The 23,730-nt window shown below is 43.2% G+C and carries 25 protein-coding genes; 4 read left to right on the top strand and 21 right to left on the bottom strand.

Annotated features, from left to right (window positions below; all coding sequences use genetic code 11):
* Nucleotides 1-41: 41 nt before the first annotated feature.
* Complete coding sequence (locus tag ABE021_RS07575; RefSeq protein ID WP_430287847.1) at nt 42-581, top strand: PadR family transcriptional regulator; 540 nt, start codon at nt 42-44, stop codon at nt 579-581.
* 142 nt (nt 582-723) lie between these two features.
* Here the strand turns inward: ABE021_RS07575 and ABE021_RS07570 are convergent, their stop codons facing one another.
* Nucleotides 724-1,413 (bottom strand): type 1 glutamine amidotransferase domain-containing protein, encoded by a 690-nt coding sequence (locus tag ABE021_RS07570; RefSeq protein ID WP_430287846.1) that lies wholly within the window; start codon nt 1,411-1,413, stop codon nt 724-726.
* Nucleotides 1,414-1,487: 74 nt separating this feature from the next.
* Here ABE021_RS07570 and ABE021_RS07565 point away from each other — a divergent pair, with 74 nt between their 5' ends.
* The gene (locus tag ABE021_RS07565) at nt 1,488-1,823 is read left to right on the top strand and encodes a MerR family transcriptional regulator (RefSeq protein ID WP_430287845.1); all 336 of its coding nucleotides are present in this window, start codon (nt 1,488-1,490) and stop codon (nt 1,821-1,823) included.
* Nucleotides 1,824-1,879: 56 nt separating this feature from the next.
* Here the strand turns inward: ABE021_RS07565 and ABE021_RS07560 are convergent, their stop codons facing one another.
* The 7 genes from ABE021_RS07560 to ABE021_RS07530 all read right to left on the bottom strand — a co-directional run bounded on the left by ABE021_RS07560 (nt 1,880) and on the right by ABE021_RS07530 (nt 7,503).
* Nucleotides 1,880-2,710 carry a MetQ/NlpA family ABC transporter substrate-binding protein gene (locus tag ABE021_RS07560; RefSeq protein WP_430287844.1) on the bottom strand — a complete coding sequence of 277 codons (831 nt, stop codon included), beginning with the start codon at nt 2,708-2,710 and terminating at the stop codon, nt 1,880-1,882.
* Between the two features lie 16 nt (nt 2,711-2,726).
* The gene (locus ABE021_RS07555) at nt 2,727-3,389 is read right to left on the bottom strand and encodes a methionine ABC transporter permease (RefSeq protein ID WP_430288179.1); all 663 of its coding nucleotides are present in this window, start codon (nt 3,387-3,389) and stop codon (nt 2,727-2,729) included.
* Entirely contained in the window at nt 3,382-4,128 is a 747-nt protein-coding gene (locus tag ABE021_RS07550) for a methionine ABC transporter ATP-binding protein (protein ID WP_430287843.1), read from the bottom strand. The genes ABE021_RS07555 and ABE021_RS07550 overlap by 8 nt, the downstream gene beginning before the upstream one ends.
* A gap of 143 nt (nt 4,129-4,271) precedes the next feature.
* Entirely contained in the window at nt 4,272-4,787 is a 516-nt protein-coding gene (locus ABE021_RS07545; RefSeq protein ID WP_430288178.1) for a DUF1456 family protein, read from the bottom strand.
* Nucleotides 4,788-5,046: 259 nt separating this feature from the next.
* Nucleotides 5,047-5,574 carry a HEAT repeat domain-containing protein gene (locus tag ABE021_RS07540; protein WP_430287842.1) on the bottom strand — a complete coding sequence of 176 codons (528 nt, stop codon included), beginning with the start codon at nt 5,572-5,574 and terminating at the stop codon, nt 5,047-5,049.
* 137 nt (nt 5,575-5,711) lie between these two features.
* Nucleotides 5,712-6,257: a histidine phosphatase family protein gene (locus ABE021_RS07535; RefSeq protein ID WP_430287841.1), complete on the bottom strand. Its 546-nt coding sequence runs from the start codon at nt 6,255-6,257 to the stop codon at nt 5,712-5,714.
* Nucleotides 6,258-6,624: 367 nt separating this feature from the next.
* A complete protein-coding gene (locus tag ABE021_RS07530; protein ID WP_430287840.1) occupies nt 6,625-7,503 on the bottom strand; it encodes a LysR family transcriptional regulator in 879 nt (292 codons plus the stop codon).
* Nucleotides 7,504-7,637: 134 nt separating this feature from the next.
* On the opposite strand from ABE021_RS07530, the gene ABE021_RS07525 reads away from it, so the two are divergent.
* Entirely contained in the window at nt 7,638-8,828 is a 1,191-nt protein-coding gene (locus ABE021_RS07525) for a coenzyme F420-0:L-glutamate ligase (RefSeq protein ID WP_430287838.1), read from the top strand.
* Nucleotides 8,829-9,053: 225 nt separating this feature from the next.
* Here the strand turns inward: ABE021_RS07525 and rlmH are convergent, their stop codons facing one another.
* The 3 genes from rlmH to ABE021_RS07510 all read right to left on the bottom strand — a co-directional run bounded on the left by rlmH (nt 9,054) and on the right by ABE021_RS07510 (nt 11,247).
* A complete protein-coding gene (gene rlmH / locus ABE021_RS07520) occupies nt 9,054-9,533 on the bottom strand; it encodes a 23S rRNA (pseudouridine(1915)-N(3))-methyltransferase RlmH (protein ID WP_430287837.1) in 480 nt (159 codons plus the stop codon).
* Between the two features lie 79 nt (nt 9,534-9,612).
* Nucleotides 9,613-9,777 (bottom strand): CxxH/CxxC protein, encoded by a 165-nt coding sequence (locus ABE021_RS07515; RefSeq protein ID WP_430287836.1) that lies wholly within the window; start codon nt 9,775-9,777, stop codon nt 9,613-9,615.
* Nucleotides 9,778-9,942: 165 nt separating this feature from the next.
* Entirely contained in the window at nt 9,943-11,247 is a 1,305-nt protein-coding gene (locus tag ABE021_RS07510) for a S1C family serine protease (RefSeq protein ID WP_430287834.1), read from the bottom strand.
* 161 nt (nt 11,248-11,408) lie between these two features.
* On the opposite strand from ABE021_RS07510, the gene ABE021_RS07505 reads away from it, so the two are divergent.
* Nucleotides 11,409-11,576, top strand: coding sequence for a hypothetical protein (locus tag ABE021_RS07505; RefSeq protein WP_430287833.1), 168 nt, complete (start codon nt 11,409-11,411; stop codon nt 11,574-11,576).
* Nucleotides 11,577-11,690: 114 nt separating this feature from the next.
* Here ABE021_RS07505 and ABE021_RS07500 read toward each other — a convergent pair whose 3' ends face one another.
* From ABE021_RS07500 to ABE021_RS07455, 10 genes are all read right to left on the bottom strand, one after another.
* Entirely contained in the window at nt 11,691-12,479 is a 789-nt protein-coding gene (locus tag ABE021_RS07500) for an MBL fold metallo-hydrolase (RefSeq protein ID WP_430287832.1), read from the bottom strand.
* Nucleotides 12,480-12,491: 12 nt separating this feature from the next.
* Nucleotides 12,492-13,310 carry a two-component system regulatory protein YycI gene (locus ABE021_RS07495; RefSeq protein WP_430287831.1) on the bottom strand — a complete coding sequence of 273 codons (819 nt, stop codon included), beginning with the start codon at nt 13,308-13,310 and terminating at the stop codon, nt 12,492-12,494.
* On the bottom strand, nt 13,297-14,631 hold the full coding sequence (locus ABE021_RS07490; protein WP_430287830.1) for a YycH family regulatory protein: 1,335 nt from the start codon (nt 14,629-14,631) through the stop codon (nt 13,297-13,299). The genes ABE021_RS07495 and ABE021_RS07490 overlap by 14 nt, the downstream gene beginning before the upstream one ends.
* Nucleotides 14,628-16,457 carry a cell wall metabolism sensor histidine kinase WalK gene (gene walK, locus ABE021_RS07485; protein WP_430287829.1) on the bottom strand — a complete coding sequence of 610 codons (1,830 nt, stop codon included), beginning with the start codon at nt 16,455-16,457 and terminating at the stop codon, nt 14,628-14,630. The genes ABE021_RS07490 and walK overlap by 4 nt, the downstream gene beginning before the upstream one ends.
* Before the next feature lie 4 nt (nt 16,458-16,461).
* Nucleotides 16,462-17,172, bottom strand: a complete 711-nt coding sequence (gene yycF / locus ABE021_RS07480; protein ID WP_430287828.1) for a response regulator YycF — start codon at nt 17,170-17,172, stop codon at nt 16,462-16,464.
* A 232-nt stretch (nt 17,173-17,404) separates the two neighbouring features.
* Nucleotides 17,405-18,694, bottom strand: coding sequence for an adenylosuccinate synthase (locus ABE021_RS07475; protein ID WP_430287826.1), 1,290 nt, complete (start codon nt 18,692-18,694; stop codon nt 17,405-17,407).
* 123 nt (nt 18,695-18,817) lie between these two features.
* Nucleotides 18,818-20,170 carry a replicative DNA helicase gene (gene dnaB / locus ABE021_RS07470; RefSeq protein WP_430287825.1) on the bottom strand — a complete coding sequence of 451 codons (1,353 nt, stop codon included), beginning with the start codon at nt 20,168-20,170 and terminating at the stop codon, nt 18,818-18,820.
* Nucleotides 20,171-20,185: 15 nt separating this feature from the next.
* A complete protein-coding gene (gene rplI, locus ABE021_RS07465; RefSeq protein ID WP_430287824.1) occupies nt 20,186-20,632 on the bottom strand; it encodes a 50S ribosomal protein L9 in 447 nt (148 codons plus the stop codon).
* A 2-nt stretch (nt 20,633-20,634) separates the two neighbouring features.
* On the bottom strand, nt 20,635-22,605 hold the full coding sequence (locus ABE021_RS07460) for a DHH family phosphoesterase (protein ID WP_430287822.1): 1,971 nt from the start codon (nt 22,603-22,605) through the stop codon (nt 20,635-20,637).
* 12 nt (nt 22,606-22,617) lie between these two features.
* Nucleotides 22,618-23,616 carry a YybS family protein gene (locus tag ABE021_RS07455; protein ID WP_430287820.1) on the bottom strand — a complete coding sequence of 333 codons (999 nt, stop codon included), beginning with the start codon at nt 23,614-23,616 and terminating at the stop codon, nt 22,618-22,620.
* Between the last annotated feature and the right edge of the window lie 114 nt (nt 23,617-23,730).

The raw sequence follows: 23,730 nt of genomic DNA, 5'->3' as shown, positions 1-23,730 counted from the left end.
TTATAATAAGAATAATTATTCTTATTAAAGGGGCATTGTAAATGAGCATTCAAGTGTTTATATTAAGTAAACTAATGATAGGAAAAACCTATCCTTATGAGCTGAAAAAACAAATGTCCGAACCTATACCATTGGACGAATTAGGTGGAATCACAGAAAGTAAACTCTACTATCACTTCGATGCTTTGGCAAAACATGGGTTGATTGAACCCGTCGAAATCATCAAAGAAGAACACCGGCCCGACAAACAAGTATTCGCGATTACGGCTAAAGGCCGTGAAGAGCTTCCAAAAAAGATTTATAAGTTGTTTGAATCTGCCAATGATATTAATGACATTGTAATCTGCTTGGCTAACATCAAATACGTTGACCCTGAAAAAGTTGTAGTTCTTTTAAAAGGGCGCTTAGACGATTATAAAGACCATTGGGATCGTATCATGAATTTTGAAAACAATACCCCTAGAGACAAAAAAAGTGAGAATCTCAATGAGTTGCTTCTTGGTTATTTTACAACTAAATCTGATCACACCATTTATTGGCTTGAAGAAGCCATTAAACAAATTGAACAGGGCAACCTATAAAAGGACTTTCCAGAAAGTCAGTGAGAACTGATTTCTGCGAAAGTCCTTTTTTTAAAGGTGTTTTCATACAAAAATAAAAAAGCAAAGCTATGATGATAGTTGATCATAGCTTTGCTCCTGCTTATAGCGAATACGTTTCCTGTTAGTTAGCTGCATTAAAAATGGATACTACTTCAGCTGCGACCGCGCCGCCGGATGCCGGGTTCTGTCCCGTAACGACGCGATGATCTGAGACAGCAAATGCAGCCCAGTCATCACCTTTCACATAGTTTGCCCCCTGGCTGACGAGTGCATCCTCTGTTAAAAATGGTACCGTGTTCTCTAAACCTAGTGCGGCTTCTTCTGTATTGGTAAAGCCTGAAACTTTCTTATTCGCGATCAGCGGCTGACCTGCTGCATCTTTAATATTCACTAAACCTGCAGAACCATGGCATACTGCAGAAACGACTCCACCCTTTTGGTAGATGGTACTTGCGATGTTTTGCAAGTGTGCATCTTCTGGATAATCCCACATGACCCCGTGTCCGCCCGTATAGTAGATTGCGTCATACTCTGCCGCTTTCACTTCAGCTGCCGCCAATGTCGTACCCAACTTATTCATGAATGTCTGGTCTTCGTAATATTGCCAGTCGAGCTCCGACATCTGATCTGCTTGCAGACTGTGCGGGTCAATCGGTGTATATCCGCCTTTAGGGCTTACATAATCAATTTCATGTCCTTCTTTTTGCATGACATCTACAAAATGTACTGCTTCACCCAGCCATAACCCTGTAGCTCGCTCAAGATTCGGATACTTGGACACATTCGTAACGACGACTAAAATCTTTTTCATTCCATTCACTCCTCTTTGTCTGATAGAATCAACCTTAAAGGTTAAACCTAACTTTAAGTCAAGGAGGTTGCTCCATGTATCCCATCCAACAAGCAAGCACACTAGCTCAAGTGCCATCCAGCACAATCAGATACTATGAAAAGATCCAGCTCATCCCTGCAATCACAAGAAACGCTCAAGGAAACCGGACGTTTGATGATAAAGACATTGAAATCTTGAATCTAATCAGGTGTTTCCGGCATCTTGGCATGTCCATTGAGGATATCCGAGAGAACCTCTCACATATCCATGGTGCTTATGAAAATGTGAATACGAAAGCGATTCTGTTCCAGCATAAAGAGAAGCTGGAAGAACAAATCCACATTCTGAATTCATTCATCCGTGAGATTGACGACAAGATAAGGGCATGATTATTGAAAAAAGGCTTTAAGAGACAGGTGTGGTCCTGTTCTTAAAGCCTTTTTTGTTAGAATGCTGGAATTGCCGTTTCATCGTAGTTGTCTTCTAAAAACTTACGCACCTCATCGGAAGTCATCGCCTTGGATAGCTTTTGGATTGACTCCGAGTCTGCATTGTCTTCACGGGCAATTAACGTAATGGCAAAATCATTTTCGACCCCTTCAGTTAGCAGTGCATCACTTTTCGGCGTCAGGTTGAGTGGTGCTGCATAAGCAGGTGTCATGATGACTGCATCTGCGTCATCATACATTCTTGCAAGCATCAGTAAATCCACTTCTTTGAACTCGTAGTTCTTCGGATTCTCTAAGATATCCGCTTTTGTATAGTACGGTCCCTTTTTTTCTTTTAATGTGATGATGTCTTGCTGAGCTAACAGGGCTAACGACCGATCAATATTTGAAATGTCATTTGCGATTGCAATACTCGCACCCTTCGGTAATTGTTCCATGGAGTCGTATTCTTTTGAATAGACACCGTAATTGGCAAAATAGATCGGTGTTATTGGAACTAAATTCGCATCGTTGTTGCGATTAAACTCTTCCATGTACGGTACGTGCTGGAAGAAGTTTGCGTCTACTTCTTTTGCGGCAAGGGCACTGTTCGGTTGAACATTATCGCCTAGTACGACGATATCAAGTTCAATACCTTGCTCTGCAAGAGTCGGTTTCACCAGTTCCAGGATTTCCGTCATCGGCGGGATAAGTGAAGCGACTTTCAATGTGACGACTTCATCTTCTTTTGCTGGAGCTTTTTCAGGTTCCTTGGCAGAATCGGACTTGTTACACCCGGCTACTACAAGAAGGATACTTAACGTGAGTATTAAAAGAATTTTTTTCATGATGTTCTCCTATTCTTTATCTTTTGTCGATCCATCTGGATACAGTCGTCCCCGTAAACTGGATGAGCTGCACCAAAATGATCATGATCACAATCATATAGATCATTAAATCCGTCTTGAACTGCTGATACCCATAGCGAATCGCAAAATCACCGATTCCACCGCCTCCCACCACTCCCATAATCGTGGAATAGGAGATGAAGCTAATAATGGACGTTGTGAGACCGAGGACCAGTCCTGAACGGGCTTCCACGTAAAGGAATCTAAAGATGAGTTCTTTCATGGAAGCCCCCATGGAAATCGCTGCTTCTATGACACCCTTAGGAACGTCCAATAGCGCTTGTTCCACTAATCTTGAATAATGGGCAATGGCGATAATTGAAAGGGGCACAGTGGCAGCTGCGGTACCGATTGCCGTTCCAATGAGAAGCCGGGTAAAAGGAATTAAAAAAACGACTAACAATAAAAACGGAAAGGAACGGACTACATTTACGAATAAGTTGACGACGGTAAAGACCATCTGATTTTCAAAAGCTTGCCCTCTCCGGCAAATGAATAACAACGTTCCAACAGGCAGCCCTATTAAAATGGCCGCCAGGATGGAAATTCCCACCATGATGAACGTTTCACCGATCGCCTGCCAAATTTCAGCTTGGTATTGAATGAGTACTTCAGGCATCGCGATCACCATCTTCCTTGAGGCGTTCCACAAGATGCGCAGCAGTATTTACCGTTTCTTGAATGCCTCTCGGTGTAATAGCTACCGTGTCATGAATGGTTCCGTCTGTCAGCACAGTGACGCGGTTGCAGATACTTTTAATGACGTCCATCTCATGGCTCACCAGGACAATGGTGACCCCAAGCCTTTGATTGATATCCGCTAAGACTGCGAGGATTTCCGCAGTCGTATGAGGGTCAAGTGACGACGTGGGTTCATCACATAATAATACATGTGGATGATTCGCAAGCGCTCTCGCAATGGCAACCCGTTGCTTTTGACCGCCACTCAGCTGGGCTGGATACTTGGCGTGAAAGCTTTCAAGTCCAACAAATTGCAGACATTCCATAACCCGTTTGCGAAGTTCCGTTTTGGGGTACTTGGCGAGCTCCAACGCGACCACTACATTTTCGTAAACGGTTCTATTGGCCACTAAGTTGAAGTGTTGAAAAATCATTCCAATGGATTTACGAGCTTGCCGAAGTTGCTTCGTGTTGAGAGCGGTCAGCTTTTGGCCGTTCACTTCCACAGCCCCTGCATCCGGTGTTTCCAACAAGTTCATGAGTCGCAACAACGTCGACTTTCCCGCACCACTCGCTCCGATAACGCCATGGATATCGCCTCGAGCGATTGAGAGTGAAATGGAATCGATGACGGGTACATCTGTGAAACTCTTACTGACATTATGTAATGAAATCAAAGAGACTCCCCTCTCTCTAGTTGAAAGGTGGCTGCAACCTTCATGATTATAGCTTATCCAGTATACGCTGTCATATGTTCTGCAAGGCAACGAGAAAAGGCAGGCCCCGATAAATTGGGAGCCTGCCTGGTTTGTCGTAGGAATCATGCTCGATAGATGTGTGCCAACCCTTTTAAGAAGTTTCTCGCGTACCGATCGCCGCACTCTTTATAGTTGCGATGACCTTCTTTACGCAGTACCGCACTCAGTTCACTCTTTGACACCGTGACTCCTGCGTCATGTAAAATATCCATCATCTCTTCACTCGTAAGGGACAGGGCAATTTTCAACTTCTTGAGCAAAATATTATTCACATTTCTATTGTCGTCTCTCATTAAAAACTGATTTTTGACGGACTCCGGCGTTTCTTCTTGAGGCCCTCTTTTCAATGTGACACACCCATTTAAGAAAGACTCTAACGTTTTGTTGTCGATCATTTTTACATACTCTTCATCTGGCGTTTCGCCATCCGGACTGTTTTTTGACTTCGACAGCATGTCCTGGACTTCCGCTTTCGTTGTTTCGATTCCGCCCAGTGCGAAGATCTCAACCATTTCTGCATCTTTTATGTCGAGTGCATATCGGAGTCTGGTTAGTATATCGTTTGCATTCATTGTGATCACCTTAACCCTTTCGTATTTGTATCGTGAGTATTAGTATAATGCTTTTCCCGTGTGAACTCCTCATTTGAGCATGAATAGTTAGGTTGGCCCTCTTTTTTTGGAGTCAACCGTCAGTTTTATCAATGAAGAGCGATTCCTTGCTCTTATGATCCACCAGTTTTTCTTTGTCGACAATCAATTTTGATAACCTTATCCAAAACTTATTTTTTATATGGATTGGAACGTTCAGACTTTCAATGGTAACACATTACTTGCTTTACTTTCTTATCTTCACCGCTTTTTTTAACGCCTTGACATACTGGTTCTTCACGCCATTATTTTGTTCCTTCTCACATATATCACTGATTTGATCATATAAGTCCGTATTGGCATATTCAGTCAGCACAATAATTCTGGAGAGGGCATACGCACTCCCCCAACGAACAACGGTACTATCATCAGTAGTATTTTTTATTAAGCATTGAATAACTGAATCCAACTTATTGGGATACTGCTCTGCCAAATTGCCAACAATCCTTGAAGCTTCACGTTTACATGAATTATTATCTGAGAGAATATATTTCTCTACAAAATCAATATAAGCAGGATCGAGTTGTTTCATTTTTTTATTTGTTATTTCCTCAATCGCTTCAAGAATAATGGCTATTTGCTTATCCTTCAATGAATCACAGATCGTGATAAGTTCTTGTAAAGATAAATTATCTTCGAGCAAGATTTCTATGATTTGAATCCTTTTTTCCATCGCCTTAAGAGATTTATTGTTTACTAGTTCAACAATATTCATTGGTACGCCCCTCCCGAATTCGGATTTATCCATTTATTTTAGCATCTACAAATGGTTTCATCCTGCTTCTTTAGTTACGTTGTAATTTCGTTGTATAGTATGGTCTGTATTTTTTTACATTTCAATCGGCTCTCTTGCTAACTATCCAATTTGCTCCACTCTGCTAAAGATAATTGACCTACAACTTCATAGCCCTTTCCTCTTCCTTTAGGCTTTATTATAACTGTCCCCATATCAGGTAGTACGCCTAGTCCCACTCCTTCCGGGAAACTGTGCGCAACAATCACGGCGTTTTTCCCTTCTACCGGAAGTGTTTCCAAAATAGCTTTTAAATCACTCAAAGTTTTTTGTCTAGAGCTGATAGGTAAAGTTCCACTCAACTGATAGATCTCAAACCAAAATGGATGAACTTGAACATGATCACTTCCAACTGCTAACTGTGCTGTTTCGATTGCCCGGCAGAAGGGGCTTACGGAAACAGGAAATTGAATCGGTATTTGTAAGTATCGAAGAATCTCTCCATAGTAATGAGCCTGCCACCGTCCCTGTTGAGAAAGATTTCTTTGGGTCGCGCAGTCTTGAAAGTTGAGATAAGGTAGATCCTCTCCAACAGTCGCTTCTCCATGTTTAGCATAGAATATGAATCCGCCTTTTCTAAGGGCCGCAAGTAGCGATTCGTTCAAATCGAATTTCTCCTCTCATATGGTCATTCTAATTTACTGCTACTATATGTATTGGATTATGAATCGGCATCAAAAAAACAAACGGGAACAATTGTTGGTTCTTATTTTTAATAACTATTACGCTGCTGGATCTTCGAGTGATGATAATGGATACTAATTCCCGTCTAGTTGTCATGCTGTCAGGTATTTTTTGGGGGACTTGTAAAATGGAATGATTATAGAGACCGATGTATGTAAGGTTTAACTAAAACAACAATCACCTAACGCGTTAAGTTCCCAACACGTTAGGTGATTGTTGTTAAAATACTACATACTTATGATCCGGTTCAGCGTACTACATGTAACTATGCAAATTTAACTTCATGCATTATTTTACAAGCTCGATAAATGATTTTGCAGCACGCGTTAATGGGACATTCTCTAAATAACATAGACCAATAATCCTCTTTGGAATTTCCTCTACTAGCTGGATCTCGTATAATTCTCCACTTTCTAAATAACTCTTTGAGAACTCCTTAATCACACATGAAATCCCTAAATTTATTTTTGCGAATTCTAAAACCAAATCAAATGACCCTAATTCAAATACAGGAGAGAACTTAAAACCTTTTTTCTCAAAGAAGTGTTCCACAAACAATCGTGAATTCGATTTCTTTTCCAAAAAAATGAGTGGCATTTTCATTAAATACTCAAAACTAACCGGTTGTTCCGTAAGAGATTTATATTTTTCTCCGCAAACAAAGATATCTTGTATTTCCTTACAAGGAATGACTTGTAGATTTTCTTCATCCATTGGTAAATTACACACACCGATATCTACCTTTCCTGATTTGATCAAGTCACTGATTTCTGTTGTTGTGCCATTTAATATATTTAATTTGATCCCGGGGTATCCCTTGTGGAATTGTTCCAAATAAGGTAATAGGAAATAGCGAGAGATGGTGTCTCCAACGCCGATTCGCAAGTGTCCCGTCTTTAATGTTTTAAATTCTAACAATTTGTCTTCTGCGGCGTTTATGATCCCTAGTGCTGACTTAATATACTCATTCAACAGTTTTCCTTCATTTGTTAATACGACTCCCTTGGACGTTCGATGGAAAAGTAGAATATCCAATTCCTTCTCCAACTTCGAGATCGCTTGACTAACAGCTGGTTGTGTCATATATAGTTCTTGTGCGGCTTTTGAAAAACTTTTATTGGAGCTAACAACGTTAAATATACGGTACAAATCCAGTTTCCCTATCATATAAGCTCTCCTTATACCTGATATAATGAATATTAATTTTACTTATATCACTTTATAGAGGTATAGTAAACATATAATGTTTAAAGATATAGACATAATGATATAAAATATACTCGATTTGAGGAGAGATTACATTGACAAGAGCCGTTGGAACAGTAGTTCGTGGGCTTCGCAGTCCCATCATCAACCAAGGTGATGATATGCAACAAATCACTGTTGAAACCGTATTAAATGCAGCAAAGCTTGAATGCTTTTCGATAGAGGATCGCGATATTGTAACCATTACTGAATCCATTGTTGCTCGTGCGCAAGGGAACTATGCGACAATTGATGATATCGCAACGGATATAGAAACTAAATTCGGTGATGATACAATTGGTGTCATTTTCCCGATTCTTAGTCGTAACCGATTTGCAAATTGCTTGAGAGGGATTGCAAAAGGCGCAAAAAAAATAGTCTTAATGTTGAGCTATCCTTCCGATGAGGTGGGCAATCACCTGGTAGACATTGATGAGCTAGATGCGAAAGGCATCAATCCATGGACGGATGTATTAACTGAAGCCCAGTTCCGTGAACATTTCGGGTATGGGAAACACACTTTCACAGGTGTGGATTACATCGAATACTATAAATCCTTGATTGAGGCTGAAGGGGCAACTTGTGAAGTGATCTTCTCCAACAATCCAAAAACAATTCTGGACTATACAAAGAGCGTGTTAACTTGTGACATTCACTCACGCGTAAGAACAAAACGTATTTTGACAAACAATGGTGCTGAAAAAGTATATGGCCTAGATGATGTTCTTTCAAAATCAATTAACGGCAGCGGCTTTAATGAAGCCTATGGTCTACTTGGTTCAAACAAAGCCACGGAAGACAGTGTCAAGCTATTTCCGAACAACTGCCAACCAGTCGTTGATGGAATTCAAGCAAAACTCAAAGAATTGACTGGTAAAACTATTGAAGTAATGGTTTATGGCGATGGAGCTTTTAAAGATCCCGTCGGTAAAATTTGGGAGCTTGCGGATCCAGTAGTATCACCTGCTTATACAACAGGACTTGACGGTACACCAAACGAAGTGAAACTAAAATACTTAGCAGATAATAACTTCTCTCATCTTCATGGTGAAGAGTTAAAACAAGCTATTACTGAATTCATCCATAATAAAAAAGAAGACCTTGTAGGTTCAATGGAAGCACAAGGCACTACACCTCGTAAACTAACTGACCTAATTGGATCTTTATCTGATTTAACTTCAGGAAGTGGAGATAAAGGAACTCCCATTGTCTATATTAAGGGTTACTTCGATAACTTTACAAAATAAACCCATCATAAAAGGATGTCTCTTTAGTCGAGACATCCTTTTTACTTTTTTATATTAGGGATCAACTAATAATCTCGTGAGTACTAAAACTTCTCCCGTTATTGTTACCTTGAATACCTTATTTCGGGAAATAACGTTGATGTTTTGTTATTGAAGTAAGAGATAATTTAAGAATTGTGAGGCATCACTTTTTGCTACTGCAAATCATGCTTTATGAAACCTCATTTACTTATGATAAGGTTCATTCCTCATAATCCTAAACCCACGATACACCTGCTCCAACAAAATCAGCTTCATCAACTGATGCGGAAATGTCATCTTGGAAAACGATAGCAGCTCATCCGCTCGCTTGTAGACATCTGCATGCAATCCAAGTGATCCTCCAATAATAAAAGTGATTTTGCTTTTTCCATAAGTCATCAGAGATTGTAGATTTTCTGCTAGCTGCTCGGATGTTTTCTGTTTCCCTTCAATCGCCAGTGCAATGACATGAGCGTCTGGTGAAACTTTCGCTAGGATGCGGTCCGCTTCTTTTTTCTTCACGATTTCCATGTCGGCTTCGCTAAGTTGCTCGGGCGCTTTTTCATCCGCCACTTCGATTAAGTCGATTTTGGCATACGTACCAAGTCGTTTTGTATACTCCTCGATGCCCATTTTCAAATACTTCTCTTTCAATTTCCCTACCGTCACAATTGTAATATTCACAGCGTTGTCCACCTTTTTTGAAAAGTTATACACGGAAGTTATACACATATCCACAGGTTCATCTAGATATAGTGCCCGATTATGTGTTCGTCACAAGATAGACAGCAAGTGTATCACAGTAATCGCACGTTGTGGATAACTTCTCTTCGTTTGTTATCGGTTCCATGTTCGGAAATGTCTCCTCTTTTGCAACAAATTCGTCAAGTGCCCGGTTTATATGGGTTTCACAGCTATTAATTTTCAAATAATTCACCCCTTTTTCACTTTTACTTCCCCACAGAGTTATGCACAAATTTTCAGTTTTATCCACAAACGTAGAATTGTTGATAAAAAAAGCAGACACAATAGCGGTTTCTCTGCTATCGTGTCTGCTGTGGATAACTAAGTGGCGATTTTATGCACATGTGTATTAGAACGAGTTGCCGTCTTTCAGAACCATGTCAATTGTAACAGGTTTTCCTTCACGATAGACTTTCATCGTCATACTATCCCCGACTTTCTTTTCGTTGTACAAGTGTTTACGCAACGTCACCATGTCTTCAATCGGTTCTCCGTCCATTTCCACAATTGTATCATATTTTTGGACACCTGCGCTTTGTGCTGGCGTATTGCGGAAGACTTCTGTGACTACAACACCGTTTTTAACGTCTTCCGGTAACTTCAGCACGCTCTGCTGCTGGACCGGAATACTCCGTAAGTCGAGAAGCGACACACCCATTGTCGGCCGATTCACTTCACCTGTCTGTTCCAGCTGCTCAATTATTGGCAAGGCTAAGTTGATCGGAATGGCAAGACCAATTCCTTCTACCGTTTCTTCAGTAATTTTCATGGAGTTGATTCCAATTAGCTGCCCTGCCATATTGATAAGCGCTCCACCTGAGTTCCCTGGGTTGATGGCTGCATCGGTTTGAAGGACATCCGCCTGCCAGTCAACGGCGCCATCTGAGTTGATGTCGATTGGAATAGAACGGTCTTTACCCGAAACGACGCCAACTGTGACCGATCCCGAAAAACCAAGACCTAACGGGTTCCCGATCGCAATGACCGTTTCCCCGCGTTTTAGCGCATCAGAATCTCCAAATTCCATAATGGACGTGATGTCTTTGCCATCGATTTCAACAACTGCGAGATCTGTCCAGACATCACTCCCAATTAACTTACCTGCAATCTTTGTTCCATCGTCAAGTGTCACTTCCAGTTCTTCTGCATTTTCGACGACGTGATGATTGGTGACAATGTAGGCTTTCCCATTTTCTTTCTTATAGAGGACGCCCGATCCGGTTCCAATTGCTTGCGGTGTATCCGATTGCGTCCAGAAATCTTGTCCTCGTTGTAAATTCGTAATTCCAACAACTGCGTCTGTCGATTTTTCGACGACTCCTGTTAAATCACTATCAATGTCGACACTCACTTGTTTGGAACTTCCCGATTCCTTCACGGTACCCGTTGTTTTGTTGTCGTTGTCATCTGATCCGCCAACAGTAAACATGAGTAACCAGACGAGCAGGCCGCCTAGGATGGCTCCAAATAATGCAGGAAGAAATCCACCTCTTCGTTTTGGTGGTTCTGGAGGCGGCGGCGGTGGTGTGGTTGTTCGTGTTCTGTATGAAGGTTCACTTGGTGGAGCCTCGTAATTTTCCGCAGGCGTCGGTTCCTGTAGTGGATCCTTTGGCCGCTGTTGTTCCTCTTCTCGATCCCTGTTGTAGTCGTCCATGGCTCTCGTCCTTTCGATTCAATTCTCTCCTTACACTTTACCCCATTCTGAAGAATTTAAAAGAAATATGGGAACTTCTATAAAAGAGACGATGGTATGGAGTGAATCGTTCCCACTTTAGAAGATATAACGATTGGACAACTCGAGTTTTGTAATTTTAAATGAGCGGGTTTCTCGGCGAATCGGGCGGGTGGACGTCGGAAACGAGCGGGTTCCTCGCAGAAACGGGCGGATTCCCGACTGAAACGAGCGGGTTCCTCGGCGAAACGGGCGGGTGCAAGATCGAAACGAGCGGGTGCAAGATCGAAACGAGCGGGTTCCCCGACTAAACAGGCAGGTGCAAGACGGAAACGAGCGGCTAGCTGAGAATACCAGCGGCTGGCACTCTAATCGAATTCATCCTATCAAAAAACCGTAGCGCTTAAAGCGCTACGGTTTCCTTCTCACACTGTGATTAATTCAGTTGGTTCTTCTGCGTCCGTATCGTGCAGATGGACGAACTCTCCTGCGACGATGCCGCATGTTTGTAACGTCTGCTCGACACTCATGCGGGCAAGGTCTTTCATGTTGTTGTCGCGGCTTAAGTGAGACAGATAGATCTGGGTCTCTTTTTGTTCAATGACATCACTCATTGCAATTGCGGCATCCTCATTGGATACGTGACCGACATCACTCAATATACGCCGCTTCACACTCCACGGATAGCGACCCATTTGAAGCATGCCGACGTCGTGATTCGATTCGAAGACAAAGGAGTCCGCGTTCTTAATGATTCCTTTCATCCGATCACTTACGTATCCGGTATCGGTAATGATCGCGAGTTTACGATCATTCTCATGGAACACGTAGAACATCGGATCGACGGAGTCATGGGAAACGGCGAACGATTCTATAGAAATTGAACCGAGTGAATGGACTGTTTCCATGTCGAACTGAAATCGTTGGTCAAGCGCGATTTCTCCTACTAGGCCATCCATCGCTTGCCATGTCTTTTCATTCGCGTAAATGGGAACGCCGTGTTTTCTCGCTAAGACACCCACACCTTTAATGTGATCGCTGTGTTCGTGCGTAACGAAAATAGCGTTGACGTTTTTCATCGAACGCCCGATTTTTGCAAGCTGGGCTTCAATTCGTTTTGCTGTTAAGCCTGCGTCTACTAAATAAGCTCCTGAGTCGTTTTCTATATAAATGGAATTACCAGTACTGCCACTGGCAAGTATGCTGAAACGCATTGTAAAAACTCCTTATTCGGATTGCTCTTCGTTTACTTCGGGTTCTTTCTCCAGTTGGAACTCAATTACTTTACCTTCATTGGCACTGAGGAAGTGATGCTCTTTTTCCCCATTCTCTAATTTTACTTGAACATCCCAAGTTGGGGCAAACACTTGGGTTTCCGTTAAACGCACAAGCGTTGAATAGCCCATTTTGACATTCGTCACTTCAGAGTTCTGTTTCAGCAAACCTCGTGAAGCGAGCGAACCAATGATCTCTAGCGGTGACAGCAAGTCTTTTTTGTTGAAATTCGCAAAGTCCTTCAACATGTGCTGCTCATAAGATTGGATCTTTTCGTTCTCATTCCAAGAGACCTCGAGCATCGCACTTGGACTATAATAGATCGGACGCCCTTCGAATTGTTGGAAGAAGACTGCTTTCTTTTGATCATCCGCCACCTCCCACAGAACGTATTCCGTGCCGTTCAATACGTATTGGGATAGGAAAGCTTTAAAATCATCTTTCTTCGCTTCTTGAAGTGTTATTTTATCTGTAATGGTTGACCTTAGTAGATTGTCACCTATAATGGATGTTTTTTGGCCCTTTAGATCTTTTAGCGATTCTTTATGGAAGTCAACGATATCTGCAGAAACAAACGATGCTTCTTTGTCTACGAATGGAGGCAGTTTGTACGTGATGTTCTCTTGCTTTAAGACATCTTCCATAGATGTTTTACCCGTCACCTCAAGGTTTTCAATATTAGCATTCCGGTTCAAAAACAAGAAATACAAGAATACGTTCAGTATCGAAAATACAATGATGAAGATTGTTTTGGTTTTACTCCAATCCAAGAAGGCCGCCTCCCTTCCGATTCAGCTCTTCCTTATAGACTTCCCATTTCCCTTTGATGTAATAGAACCAATGGGGTTCGAACTTCAAAACACCAACATCGGTATCTTGAACAAGTAAATAGCCAGGCTTTATTTCTTCGATTGCTGTGAAATCGAGATCGTCTGAAGCTTCTAGGTGACGGGCAACCTCCGTTGCTGGAGGGAGTGTCACTTCATAACTTTTAATCGGTGAATTGAGTGTAAAATAAGGACGGCTGTAGCGGTGTACTCGATTGTCTCCGAGCACCTCCGTTATCTCTGCACCGTCCGGGACGTCACTGAAAACTGGAAGTCCATTGTCATGGAGCTGAAACTTAATGTAACGTGATACTGGATTCATATAAGAATAGCGATAATCATCTGTCCAGCCGCTGTGATCATTTACAAATTCTATAGTAGCTGTCATCAGTTCAGACGGGATCGCTATTTCCTGACTTTCAGGAGGATACACGAAGTTCAGAAATTTTGTCTTCGTATTTATATTCATCAGTGCATGATCGTCTCCATACTCTTCTGTATTGGTATCCACCAAATTTCTGCGTACGGCATTCGGATCAGTAAACAACGCGTCTTTAAACAGGGAGGGGTTGATCTCCTCTTCAATGTATGTTGATCGGATGGCTGGGATTGGTTCACTTGATATCGCTATTGTTTTAGTTTCATTCACCTGTACTTCTTTAAATTGAGACAACTTTTTTCCTTTATCAATGATCGACTTTTGGAAACGCTGCGTATCTTCCATTTTGACCTTCGCTTTATAATGCGTCATGCTGACGGTACTGATAAAGTGGACCTCAGGTAAACTGTCTTCAGGGTTCCAATTAATAATAAGTCGATTGAACAGAATTTCCGGAACGTTTTTGTCCTCGATTTCCAGCACATCTTCATAGACGGACACCGGTACTTCTCCTGGATAATAGAGGGTATACTGATTTCCTTTTGTGAGCATAGTATTCAGTTCTTCCTCCGTTAGATCTTGATTCACTGGAGTTAGCCCAAACACTTTCCAGCGCATCATTTCCTCAAGAACCGGGCTTATCACCGTCGTATCTGTCGTTCCATATAGTTCTTCATCGGTAAATTTAAAGACCCATTTGTAAGGAAGCACAATTTCGGATATCGGTTTCTTGTTTTGTATGCTTGTAATCGATCCATCGACCGCCTGATTCTGGTCAATCGGATCGAACTTTGGTGCATACGACCATATTGAAAATGTAAACGTAATGCTCAGCAGGACGAGCAGCAGCAGGACGACTGATTTGATTGTCTCTATATGTCTCATACGTCCCACTCCCCATCATCGTGTTGTTCATAAGGCAATGTGAAGAAGATCGACGTCCCTTCCCCTTCGACACTATGCGCCCAAATCTTGCCGCCATGTGCACTAATCATTTCTTTCGCAATTGCGAGACCTAGTCCGGTACCGCCCATTGCACGGGAACGGGCTTTGTCTGCACGGAAGAAACGATCAAAGATCCTATTCACGTTTGCCGCTGGGATACCGAGGCCTTCATCTGAAATACTTACCCGGATCGAGTCCTCCAATACCGCAACATTGAAACGGACAATTCCACCGTCAGGGGAATACTTCAGCGCGTTCGAAATGATGTTATCAATTACTTGCGTCATTTTGTCCGTATCAATTTCAACAAACAGGTCCACGGGCGGAACAATTCTACGGAAGCTCACTTCTTGTGATTTGGAAAACTCGAATCGATCTATAATTGAGTTAAAGAACGTATTGAAGTCAACCCACTCTGTGTTGAGCTCGTATTCGTTACTGTCCATTCTGGAAAGTTTCAGCAAATCGTTCACAAGACGGATCATTCGTTCCGTCTCCGTTTGTGTCACCTTCAAGAAAGCAGGTGCAATGTCTTCGTTTCTCCAAGCTCCTTCAGCGAGGGCCTCCAAGTAACTGCGCATTGTCGTCAGTGGTGTCCTTAGTTCGTGTGAAACGTTTGAAACGAACTCACGACGTTCCATTTCAATCTTTTCCTGCTCTGTGTTGTCGTGCAGAACGACTATGAGGCCATTCACAAAGCCCGTCTCTCGCTGGGTCACAGAAAATGTTGCGCGTAAAATAGACGGTTCGTCTTCCGTACTAAAATCCAGCGCAATCGATTCACGCATCTCTATCAAATCTTCAAAGGAATACTCTTTTTCAATTCCAAGAATAGTATTGATCGGTCGGTTCAATACTAGATCACTGGTCATACGGAGCATGCTGAGCGCCGAGTCATTTATCAGACTTACCCGGCCTTTCCGATCTGTTGAAATTACTCCGTCTGTCATATTTTCCAACACAGACGCCAATTTCCGTCTTTCCGCTTCTGTGCTGGATTGAGACTCCAACAGCTGGTTCGTTAAATGGTTGAACGCAATGGCCAGCTGTCCCATCTCATCGTTTCCATAGACCCGGACTTTCCTGGAGTAATTCCCCTTCGCCATTGCTTGGGCTTGCCTACGCATGTCCGAAATAGGACGGGTGAACGTCTGAGCGATGAAGATTCCAATGATGATGGTGATCGTAAGCGAGACTGCAGCAGCTCCTGCAAGGATCCGATTGATTTCGTCGATCTGCTTAAAGACCTTTTCAATGTTGGACTCCACGTAGAGTGCTCCGATGACTTCACTGCCGTTCATAATCGGATGCGTGCGCATATGCACTCGTTCATTTGTTTTTTTGTTGAATTGAATGACACTTTGAGGACTTTCAGAGACAATGGCACGTTTGACGATATCGTCCGTGGATTTCTGTCCCACCATCGTTTTCTGATGATCCAGTACTGAAGATGCTAAAATACGATATTTCGAATCGATGACTCGTACTTCATTGATATCATCCGAACTAAACCCGTAAAGGACGGTCCGTAAACTCGTTTCGAGTGACGGATCGTCCGAGGATCGCTCTTTCAGCATTTCTTCACGTACGCTGAATTCAACCAGATTAATACGATCTTTAACCGAGTTGGTAAAGTTATCTTTTAACGTATCTTCTAACTCTTTTGAAAAGTACAGACCGATAATCTGCAAGGCGAGCAAGATGAGCATGACGTAAATCAGCACAAACTTAACATGAATGGAATTGAAAATCCCCACTTTTCTCATTCTGTTACTCCTGTTCCGGATCTCGCAAGTAGTAGCCAACGCCACGACGTGTCACAATCCATGTCGGATGGCTTGGCGTGTCTTCAATCTTCTCTCGAAGTCTCCGGATAGTAACATCCACTGTCCGCACATCTCCGAAGTAATCATAGCCCCAAACCGTTTGCAACAAGTGCTCTCGTGTCATCACTTGTCCAATGTGATTCGCTAAGTAATGCAGCAGTTCAAACTCACGGTGGGTAAGCTCTATGGTTTCCCCTCGCTTTTGGGCTAGATACGCATCCGGCTGGATGACGAGACTGCCGACCGTGATATCATTTGTTACTTCCTCCGCATCCTCCGCTGCAGCTTTTTGGTGTCTGCGCAAATTTGCTTTGACGCGAGCAATCAGCTCTCTTGTTCCGAAGGGCTTCGTTACATAATCATCTGCACCGAGCTCCAGTCCTAGAACCTTATCAATCTCGGAGTCTTTAGCTGTCAGCATGATAATCGGAAAATCATATTTCTTGCGGACTTCCCGACATACTTCCATCCCATCCTGTTTTGGCAGCATGATGTCGAGCAGCATTATATCCGGCTGGACCTCTTCCACTTTCGCCAGCGCTTCGTCCCCATCATATGCTGTATAGACAGTAAAGCCTTCTTTTTTTAAGTTGAATTCCAATATATCCGCAATGGGTTTCTCGTCATCTACAACGAGTATCGTTTTGTTTTGCATGAGTTCTACCCTTTCTGGCCGAGTCGGCGCATTTACTTGGTATCCTTTTACTCTACCATTCTTCATGCATTTTCGCACGTTCCAATCGTTTCCTAAACCGCTTGAAGAAGGCATTCTCCGCATATTATTTCCCGGGGAATATCCCCCGGTTTTTGTCGAAATTCCCCGCATGCAAAACGCTTCCCCACTCTGCCCATAGGCAGGAAATGAGGAAGCGTTTTATAGAATTGATTTAAGCACGCCAAACGCTTTTTACAACGTTTGTTTGTGTGCGATCCGGTCCTACTGAGAAGATTGAAATCGTTACGTCTGTAAGTTGAGAAATGCGTTCCAAATAGTGACGTGCGTTCACTGGAAGCTCATCAAGTGATTTACACTTGGTGATGTCTTCTGTCCAGCCTGGCAGCTCTTCATAAATCGGTGTACATTCAGCAAGCATACGCAAGTTAGCCGGATACTCTGTAATTGTCTTACCTTGGTATTCATAAGCTGTACAGATTTTAACTGTATCCAAACCTGTCAATACATCAATTGAGTTTACAGATAGGTCTGTCAATCCACTTACACGGCGTGCGTGACGGATGACGACACTATCGAACCACCCGATACGGCGCGGACGACCTGTTGTCGTTCCGAATTCTTTACCGACTATACGGATCTGATCGCCTATCTCATCGAATAGTTCCGTCGGGAAAGGACCATCACCGACACGTGAAGTATACGCTTTACATACACCTACGACGTGATCGATTTTTGTTGGCCCGACTCCAGAACCGATTGTTACCCCACCGGCAACCGGGTTGGATGATGTAACAAATGGGTACGTCCCTTGGTCGATATCGAGCATGACGCCTTGAGCACCTTCAAAAAGGACACGGCGTGCTTGGTCAAGTGCATCGTTCAACACTTTGGATGTGTCTGTCACATACTTTGCAAGTTCTTGACCGTATCCGTAATACTCTTCTAAAATGTCTTCGATACTGAATCCTTCTGTATCGTACATCTTTTCAAACAGACGGTTCTTTTCTTTCAAGTTCATACGCAATTTCATCTCGAACACTTCATGGTCAAGCAAGTCTGCCATACGAATCCCGATTCGTGCAGCTTTGTCCATGTAGGCCGGACCAATTCCTTTACCTGTTGTCCCGATTTTGTTTTCTCCGCGGCTCTGTTCTTCCACAAGGTCTTGTTTCAAGTGGTATGGCAAGATGACATGAGCACGATTTGAAATACGCAAGTTGTCTGTGTTGACGCCCCGGTCTTGAAGGCCTTTCAATTCGCCGACGAGTGCTTTAGGATCGACAACCATGCCGTTTCCGATAACAGACGTCTTCTCTTTATAAAAAATGCCGGATGGTACGAGGTGAAGTTTATATGTTTCGCCGCCGAAAATAATCGTATGACCCGCGTTATTTCCGCCTTGGTATCGTGCAATTACTTCTGCATTTTCTGAAAGGAAATCTGTAATCTTCCCTTTCCCTTCGTCTCCCCACTGTGTTCCAACAACTACTACTGATGGCATTATCAGCACCTCCGCTGGATGCATAAGCATCCTCATTCAAACAGCTATTATTGTAACAAGCTTTAAGGCCCACGTCAAGAAAAACACGAACGTTAGAGAACTACTATTCTCTAACATTCGTGTTTAAGCACCAAAGGACTCATGCTGCGACCAATCGATATTCAAGAACTTGTTGTATTCCTTTGCAAAGGCTAATGTTACCGTTCCTGTTGGACCGTTACGTTGCTTTGCAATGATAATCTCTATCATATTTTGATTTTCAGTTTCTTTGTCATAATAGTCTTCACGATACAAGAACGAAACGATGTCCGCATCTTGCTCAATACTTCCAGACTCTCGTAAGTCGGACATCATGGGACGTTTGTCTTGACGCTGCTCAACACCCCGGGACAGCTGGGACAAGGCAATGACAGGGACTTTCAATTCACGCGCGAGAGCTTTCAATGAACGGGAGATTTCCGATACTTCCTGCTGCCGGTTCTCACCCGATCTGCCACTCCCCATAATGAGTTGCAAGTAATCGATCATAATCATTCCCAATCCATGCTCCTGTTGAAGCCGCCGGCATTTCGAACGGATTTCGTTGATTCGGATACCGGGTGAATCATCGATGAAGATTCCTGCGTTGGATAGACTGCCCATCGCCATCGTCAACTTGCGCCAGTCCTCCGCTTCAAGATTCCCTGTCCTTAGAACAGATGCATCAATATTACCTTCTGCACATAACATACGCATGACGAGCTGTTCAGCGCCCATCTCCAGACTGAAGATTGCAACGTTCTCATCCGTCTTTGTTGCTACGTTTTGTGCAACGTTCAAGGCAAATGCCGTCTTACCCACTGAAGGTCGTGCGGCCACAATGATCAGGTCATTGGGCTGGAACCCAGCAGTAATCTTATCCAGGTCAGCAAACCCTGTAGGAACTCCCGTGACGTCTCCTCTACGCGTATGCAAAATTTCTATGTTGTCATACGTGTCCACGAGCACGTCTTTAATATGACGGAAGTCACCTGCATTTTTACGATTCGCAACTTCCATCATCTTCTTTTCCGCTTCGGACAGGAGTGCCTCCACTTCGTCCTCTCGTGTGTATCCATCTTCCATAATCGTAGAGGCAACTGAAATCAAGCGTCTCAACAGCGACTTTTCTTCCACGATACGGGCATAATGTTCAATGTTTGCAGCCGTTGGAACAGAGTTGGCTATCTCTGTTAAATAAGAGAGGCCCCCGACATCTTCCAATTCCTTTTTCGCAGACAGTTCTTCCGTGACAGTGACCACATCGATCGCCTGCCCCTTATCACTTAAGCTGATCATCGTTAGAAAAATCTTATGATGTGCAGTCCGGTAGAAATCCTCGGGAATCAGAATTTCAGCCGCTGTAATGAGCGCTTGAGGATCCAAGAAAATTGCGCCGATAACGGACTGCTCAGCTTCGTTATTATGAGGGGGAATACGATCTATCATTTGATCCATCAGACTATCTCCTTATCATTCTTCAGTTACGTGGACTTTCAATACCGCGTTGACATCGAGATGCAGCTTTACAGGGACATTCGTATAGCCAAGTGCACGGATTGCATCCGGCAGATCCATTTTGCGCTTATCCAGCTTAATGCCGTGTTGCTTTTCCAGAGCAGCTGCAATTTGCTTGGAAGTGACCGATCCAAATAGTCGACCGTCTTCACCGGACTTCGCTGTCAACTCGACTGTGAGCTCTTCGATACGCGCTTTCAGTTTTTTTGCCTCATCCAATTCTTCGGCAGCATCTTTTGCCTGGCGATTCTTTTGTCCTTCTAACTTGCTCAGTGCTGCTGGCGTTGCTTCGACAGCTACATTGTTTTTTAGTAAGAAGTTTTGAGCATATCCTACTGAAACCTCTTTTACGTCCCCTTTTTTACCTTTACCTTTTACATCTTGCAGAAAAATCACTTTCATGTTCAATCTCCCCTTTCCTGATCGTCCAAAATTACTTGTTTCAATTGTGCTTCAGCTTCTTCTACACTATCTAACGTCAGCTGTGTTGCGGCGTTCGTCAAGTGCCCCCCGCCGCCAAGCTGTTCCATCACTCGTTGGACATTCAGTTCACCAAGCGAACGGGCGCTTATACCGATTTTACCATCTGAACGCGGTGCGATGACAAAGGAAGCTGAAACTCCCTGCATCGTCAGCAAGATGTCTGCGGTTTGTGCAATCAATACGGAATTGTATGGCTCTCCGTTTTCACCTTTCGCAATGGCAACCCCGCCATCCATGATCTCAACCGTTTCAATTAGTTTCGAACGCTCTACATAGGTTTCAATGTTCTCTTTCAACAAACGTTGTACGAGAACGGTGTCTGCCCCATTTGTTCGCAAATAAGAAGCTGCTTCAAACGTACGGGAACCCGTCCGTAATGTAAAGCTCTTCGTATCGACCACGATACCCGCTAGCATCGCTGTAGACTCAAGCATCGTCAATTTCTCATTTTTCGGCTGATATTCAATAAGCTCTGTCACCAATTCAGCAGTCGATGATGCATACGGTTCCATGTAAACGAGCATTGTATTTTGTACAAACTCTTCACCACGACGATGGTGATCAATGACAACCAATTTTTCTGCTTTGTCGATTACGCGTTCATCGATGACCATGCTCGGTTTATGTGTATCCACTATGACCACAAGCGACTTGTCCGTCATTTTAGATAATACCTCGTCAGGATGGATGAAATGATCATACAAATCGGTATCACGTTCTATTTCGTCAATCAGTCGATTAACACTCGCATCCAATTCATCAAAATTCACCACGACATATCCCGGAACATTGTTCATCCGCGCCATTTTACGGACACCAATTGCTGCGCCTATCGCATCCATGTCCGGCATCTTATGCCCCATGACAAAAATCTGATCACTACCTTGGATCAAGTCACGTAATGCATGCGATATGACTCGAGCTCTCACCCTGGTCCGCTTCTCCACTGGATTCGTCTTGCCTCCGAAGAATTTCAGCTTTCCATCCGATCGTTTAATTGCGACCTGGTCTCCACCGCGTCCGAGCACGAGATCCAAACTGGATTGTGCGAGTTCACCCAATTCGATGAGTGAAGGAGAGCCTGCACCCACTCCGATACTTAACGTCAGACCGTTACTTTGTTTCGCTGTTTTTTCCCGCACGTCATCGAGAATCGCGAATTTGTTCTTTTCCAGCTCATTCAGCATGGATTCATTGAATACTGCTATGAACCGGTCTGAGGAGACACGCTTCACAAAGATGCCATTGTCCGCGCCCCAGCTATTAATGAGGGAAGTCACAAGGGAGTTCAGCTGACTTCTTGTTTGATCATCCATTGTCTGTGCCAATTCGTCATAGTTGTCGACGAGTAAGATACCGATTACCGTTCGATCTGCATAATACAATGACTCGATCTCACGCTTTTTCGTTATATCAAATAAATATATGAGCCGATCCTCCGGCTTATATGCGAGTCTGAAGGAACGTTCTCCCACCTTCATCGTCAAATCATCAGGTACATCGTCTTTTAAAAATGAACGGAACTGTTCAGAGAGCTCGAAAAGCTCTTCGCCAATCAACGAGTCTTCTCTGAAGATTTGTGCCGCGTAAGGGTTGGCCCATTCAATAACCTGCTTTTCATTCAGCAGAATGATTCCAATCGGCAATTCAAGAAGTGCTTCTTCACCGACTTTTTTCATTCGGTAAGACATAGTCTCAATATGTTTTTCAGTATCCACATAGGTTTGTTCTTCAATTTTCCATGAAGAGCCGATGAGTGCAAAGAAAAACACCGTATAGATCAGCCCCACCCAAAAGTTGAACATAAACAAAAATACTGCCGCCAGGACGCCGAGGAGTGAGACGGCAGCAAGCGGATAACGAATCGCTCTCTTCCTAAAAAAAGATGTCATTGTCTCATCCTCCTAGTTCACCTTGTCTTTTCCTATCCAAGACCGAATGTCAATGGCCGTGTCCAGTGTCCCAAGCAGTATCGTCATCGGATTCAACATCACTGCAAAAACTGTAGCCAGCACAGTGATAAAGCGAGGTAACTGTCGTTCATGCAAAAAGTAATAGATTAGCGAAAGTCCTTGCAGCAAAAATGCAAAGCGTAATATAACCATGGCATTGATATAGACTAAGTAATACGTGGACGTTGTATCATTTTCCATCAAGAAAGAAGAAAGAATCACTAGCGCATAAACAACTATTGTCATAAATGGAAGTTTCATTTCCCGGAAAGGTGGGAACTTCTGAATGTTCGCCCCTACTCGTCCTGCTGTATAAAAGCTCGCAGCAACAAACAAATAGCCGGCAAATAAGGATCCCAGTATGACCATTGCCGGAATTGTGGAACGGTAGTATAAAAACGTATCGGAAATGATTTTTTCATAATCCTTTGGAAGTGTACCTACGTCTGATAAAAACTCCGTCATCTTTTTTTGTGCCTGTTGGAAAGTATCCATCATCACTTCAATCGCATTGAATTCAAAAAACAACACGCCGCCTACATATGTAACGACCATTGAAAAAAGGACAGTGAGGCTAACGGCCATTACAGTATAGAACTTGGATTTCCCTAGTTGAATCGTCTCGCCCATTACAAAACCAATGAGAACAAGTGAAATTGCAGCGGGAATCCACAGGAAACCGCCTAATAATGAAGAAACTAAAATAGCCGCAACAGCGACAATAAGACTTGCGCTTCGATCATAGCGAAGTCGGTAAAGCAGAATGGGGAGCGGAATGAAAAACAGTGTCACACTGCCAAGCAGCGGGATAAAAAGGCTCACCGCAAACAAGACTGCAAACAGTGCAATCATCATGGCTCCATATGTCAGTTTTCGTGCATTGTCTTGCATAATTTGGATTCCTCCGGTTCGTAATGCATCATCTGTGTAGAAAAGCGCTATAGATTTCATCCAGATGTCCTCCACTGATTGTATCACGATTAGAGGACAGACACCAAAACCACACAGCTGTTCCCTGGATTTTTACTGGGAATAAAAAAGCCACCCCGCACCCTAGGACATCCC

The sequence above is a fragment of the Sporosarcina gallistercoris genome, assembly GCF_050459885.1.
GTDB lineage: Bacteria > Bacillota > Bacilli > Bacillales_A > Planococcaceae > Sporosarcina > Sporosarcina gallistercoris_A.
Note: the sequence above shows the minus strand (reverse complement) of the source record. Positions and strands in the feature narration are given on the sequence as shown.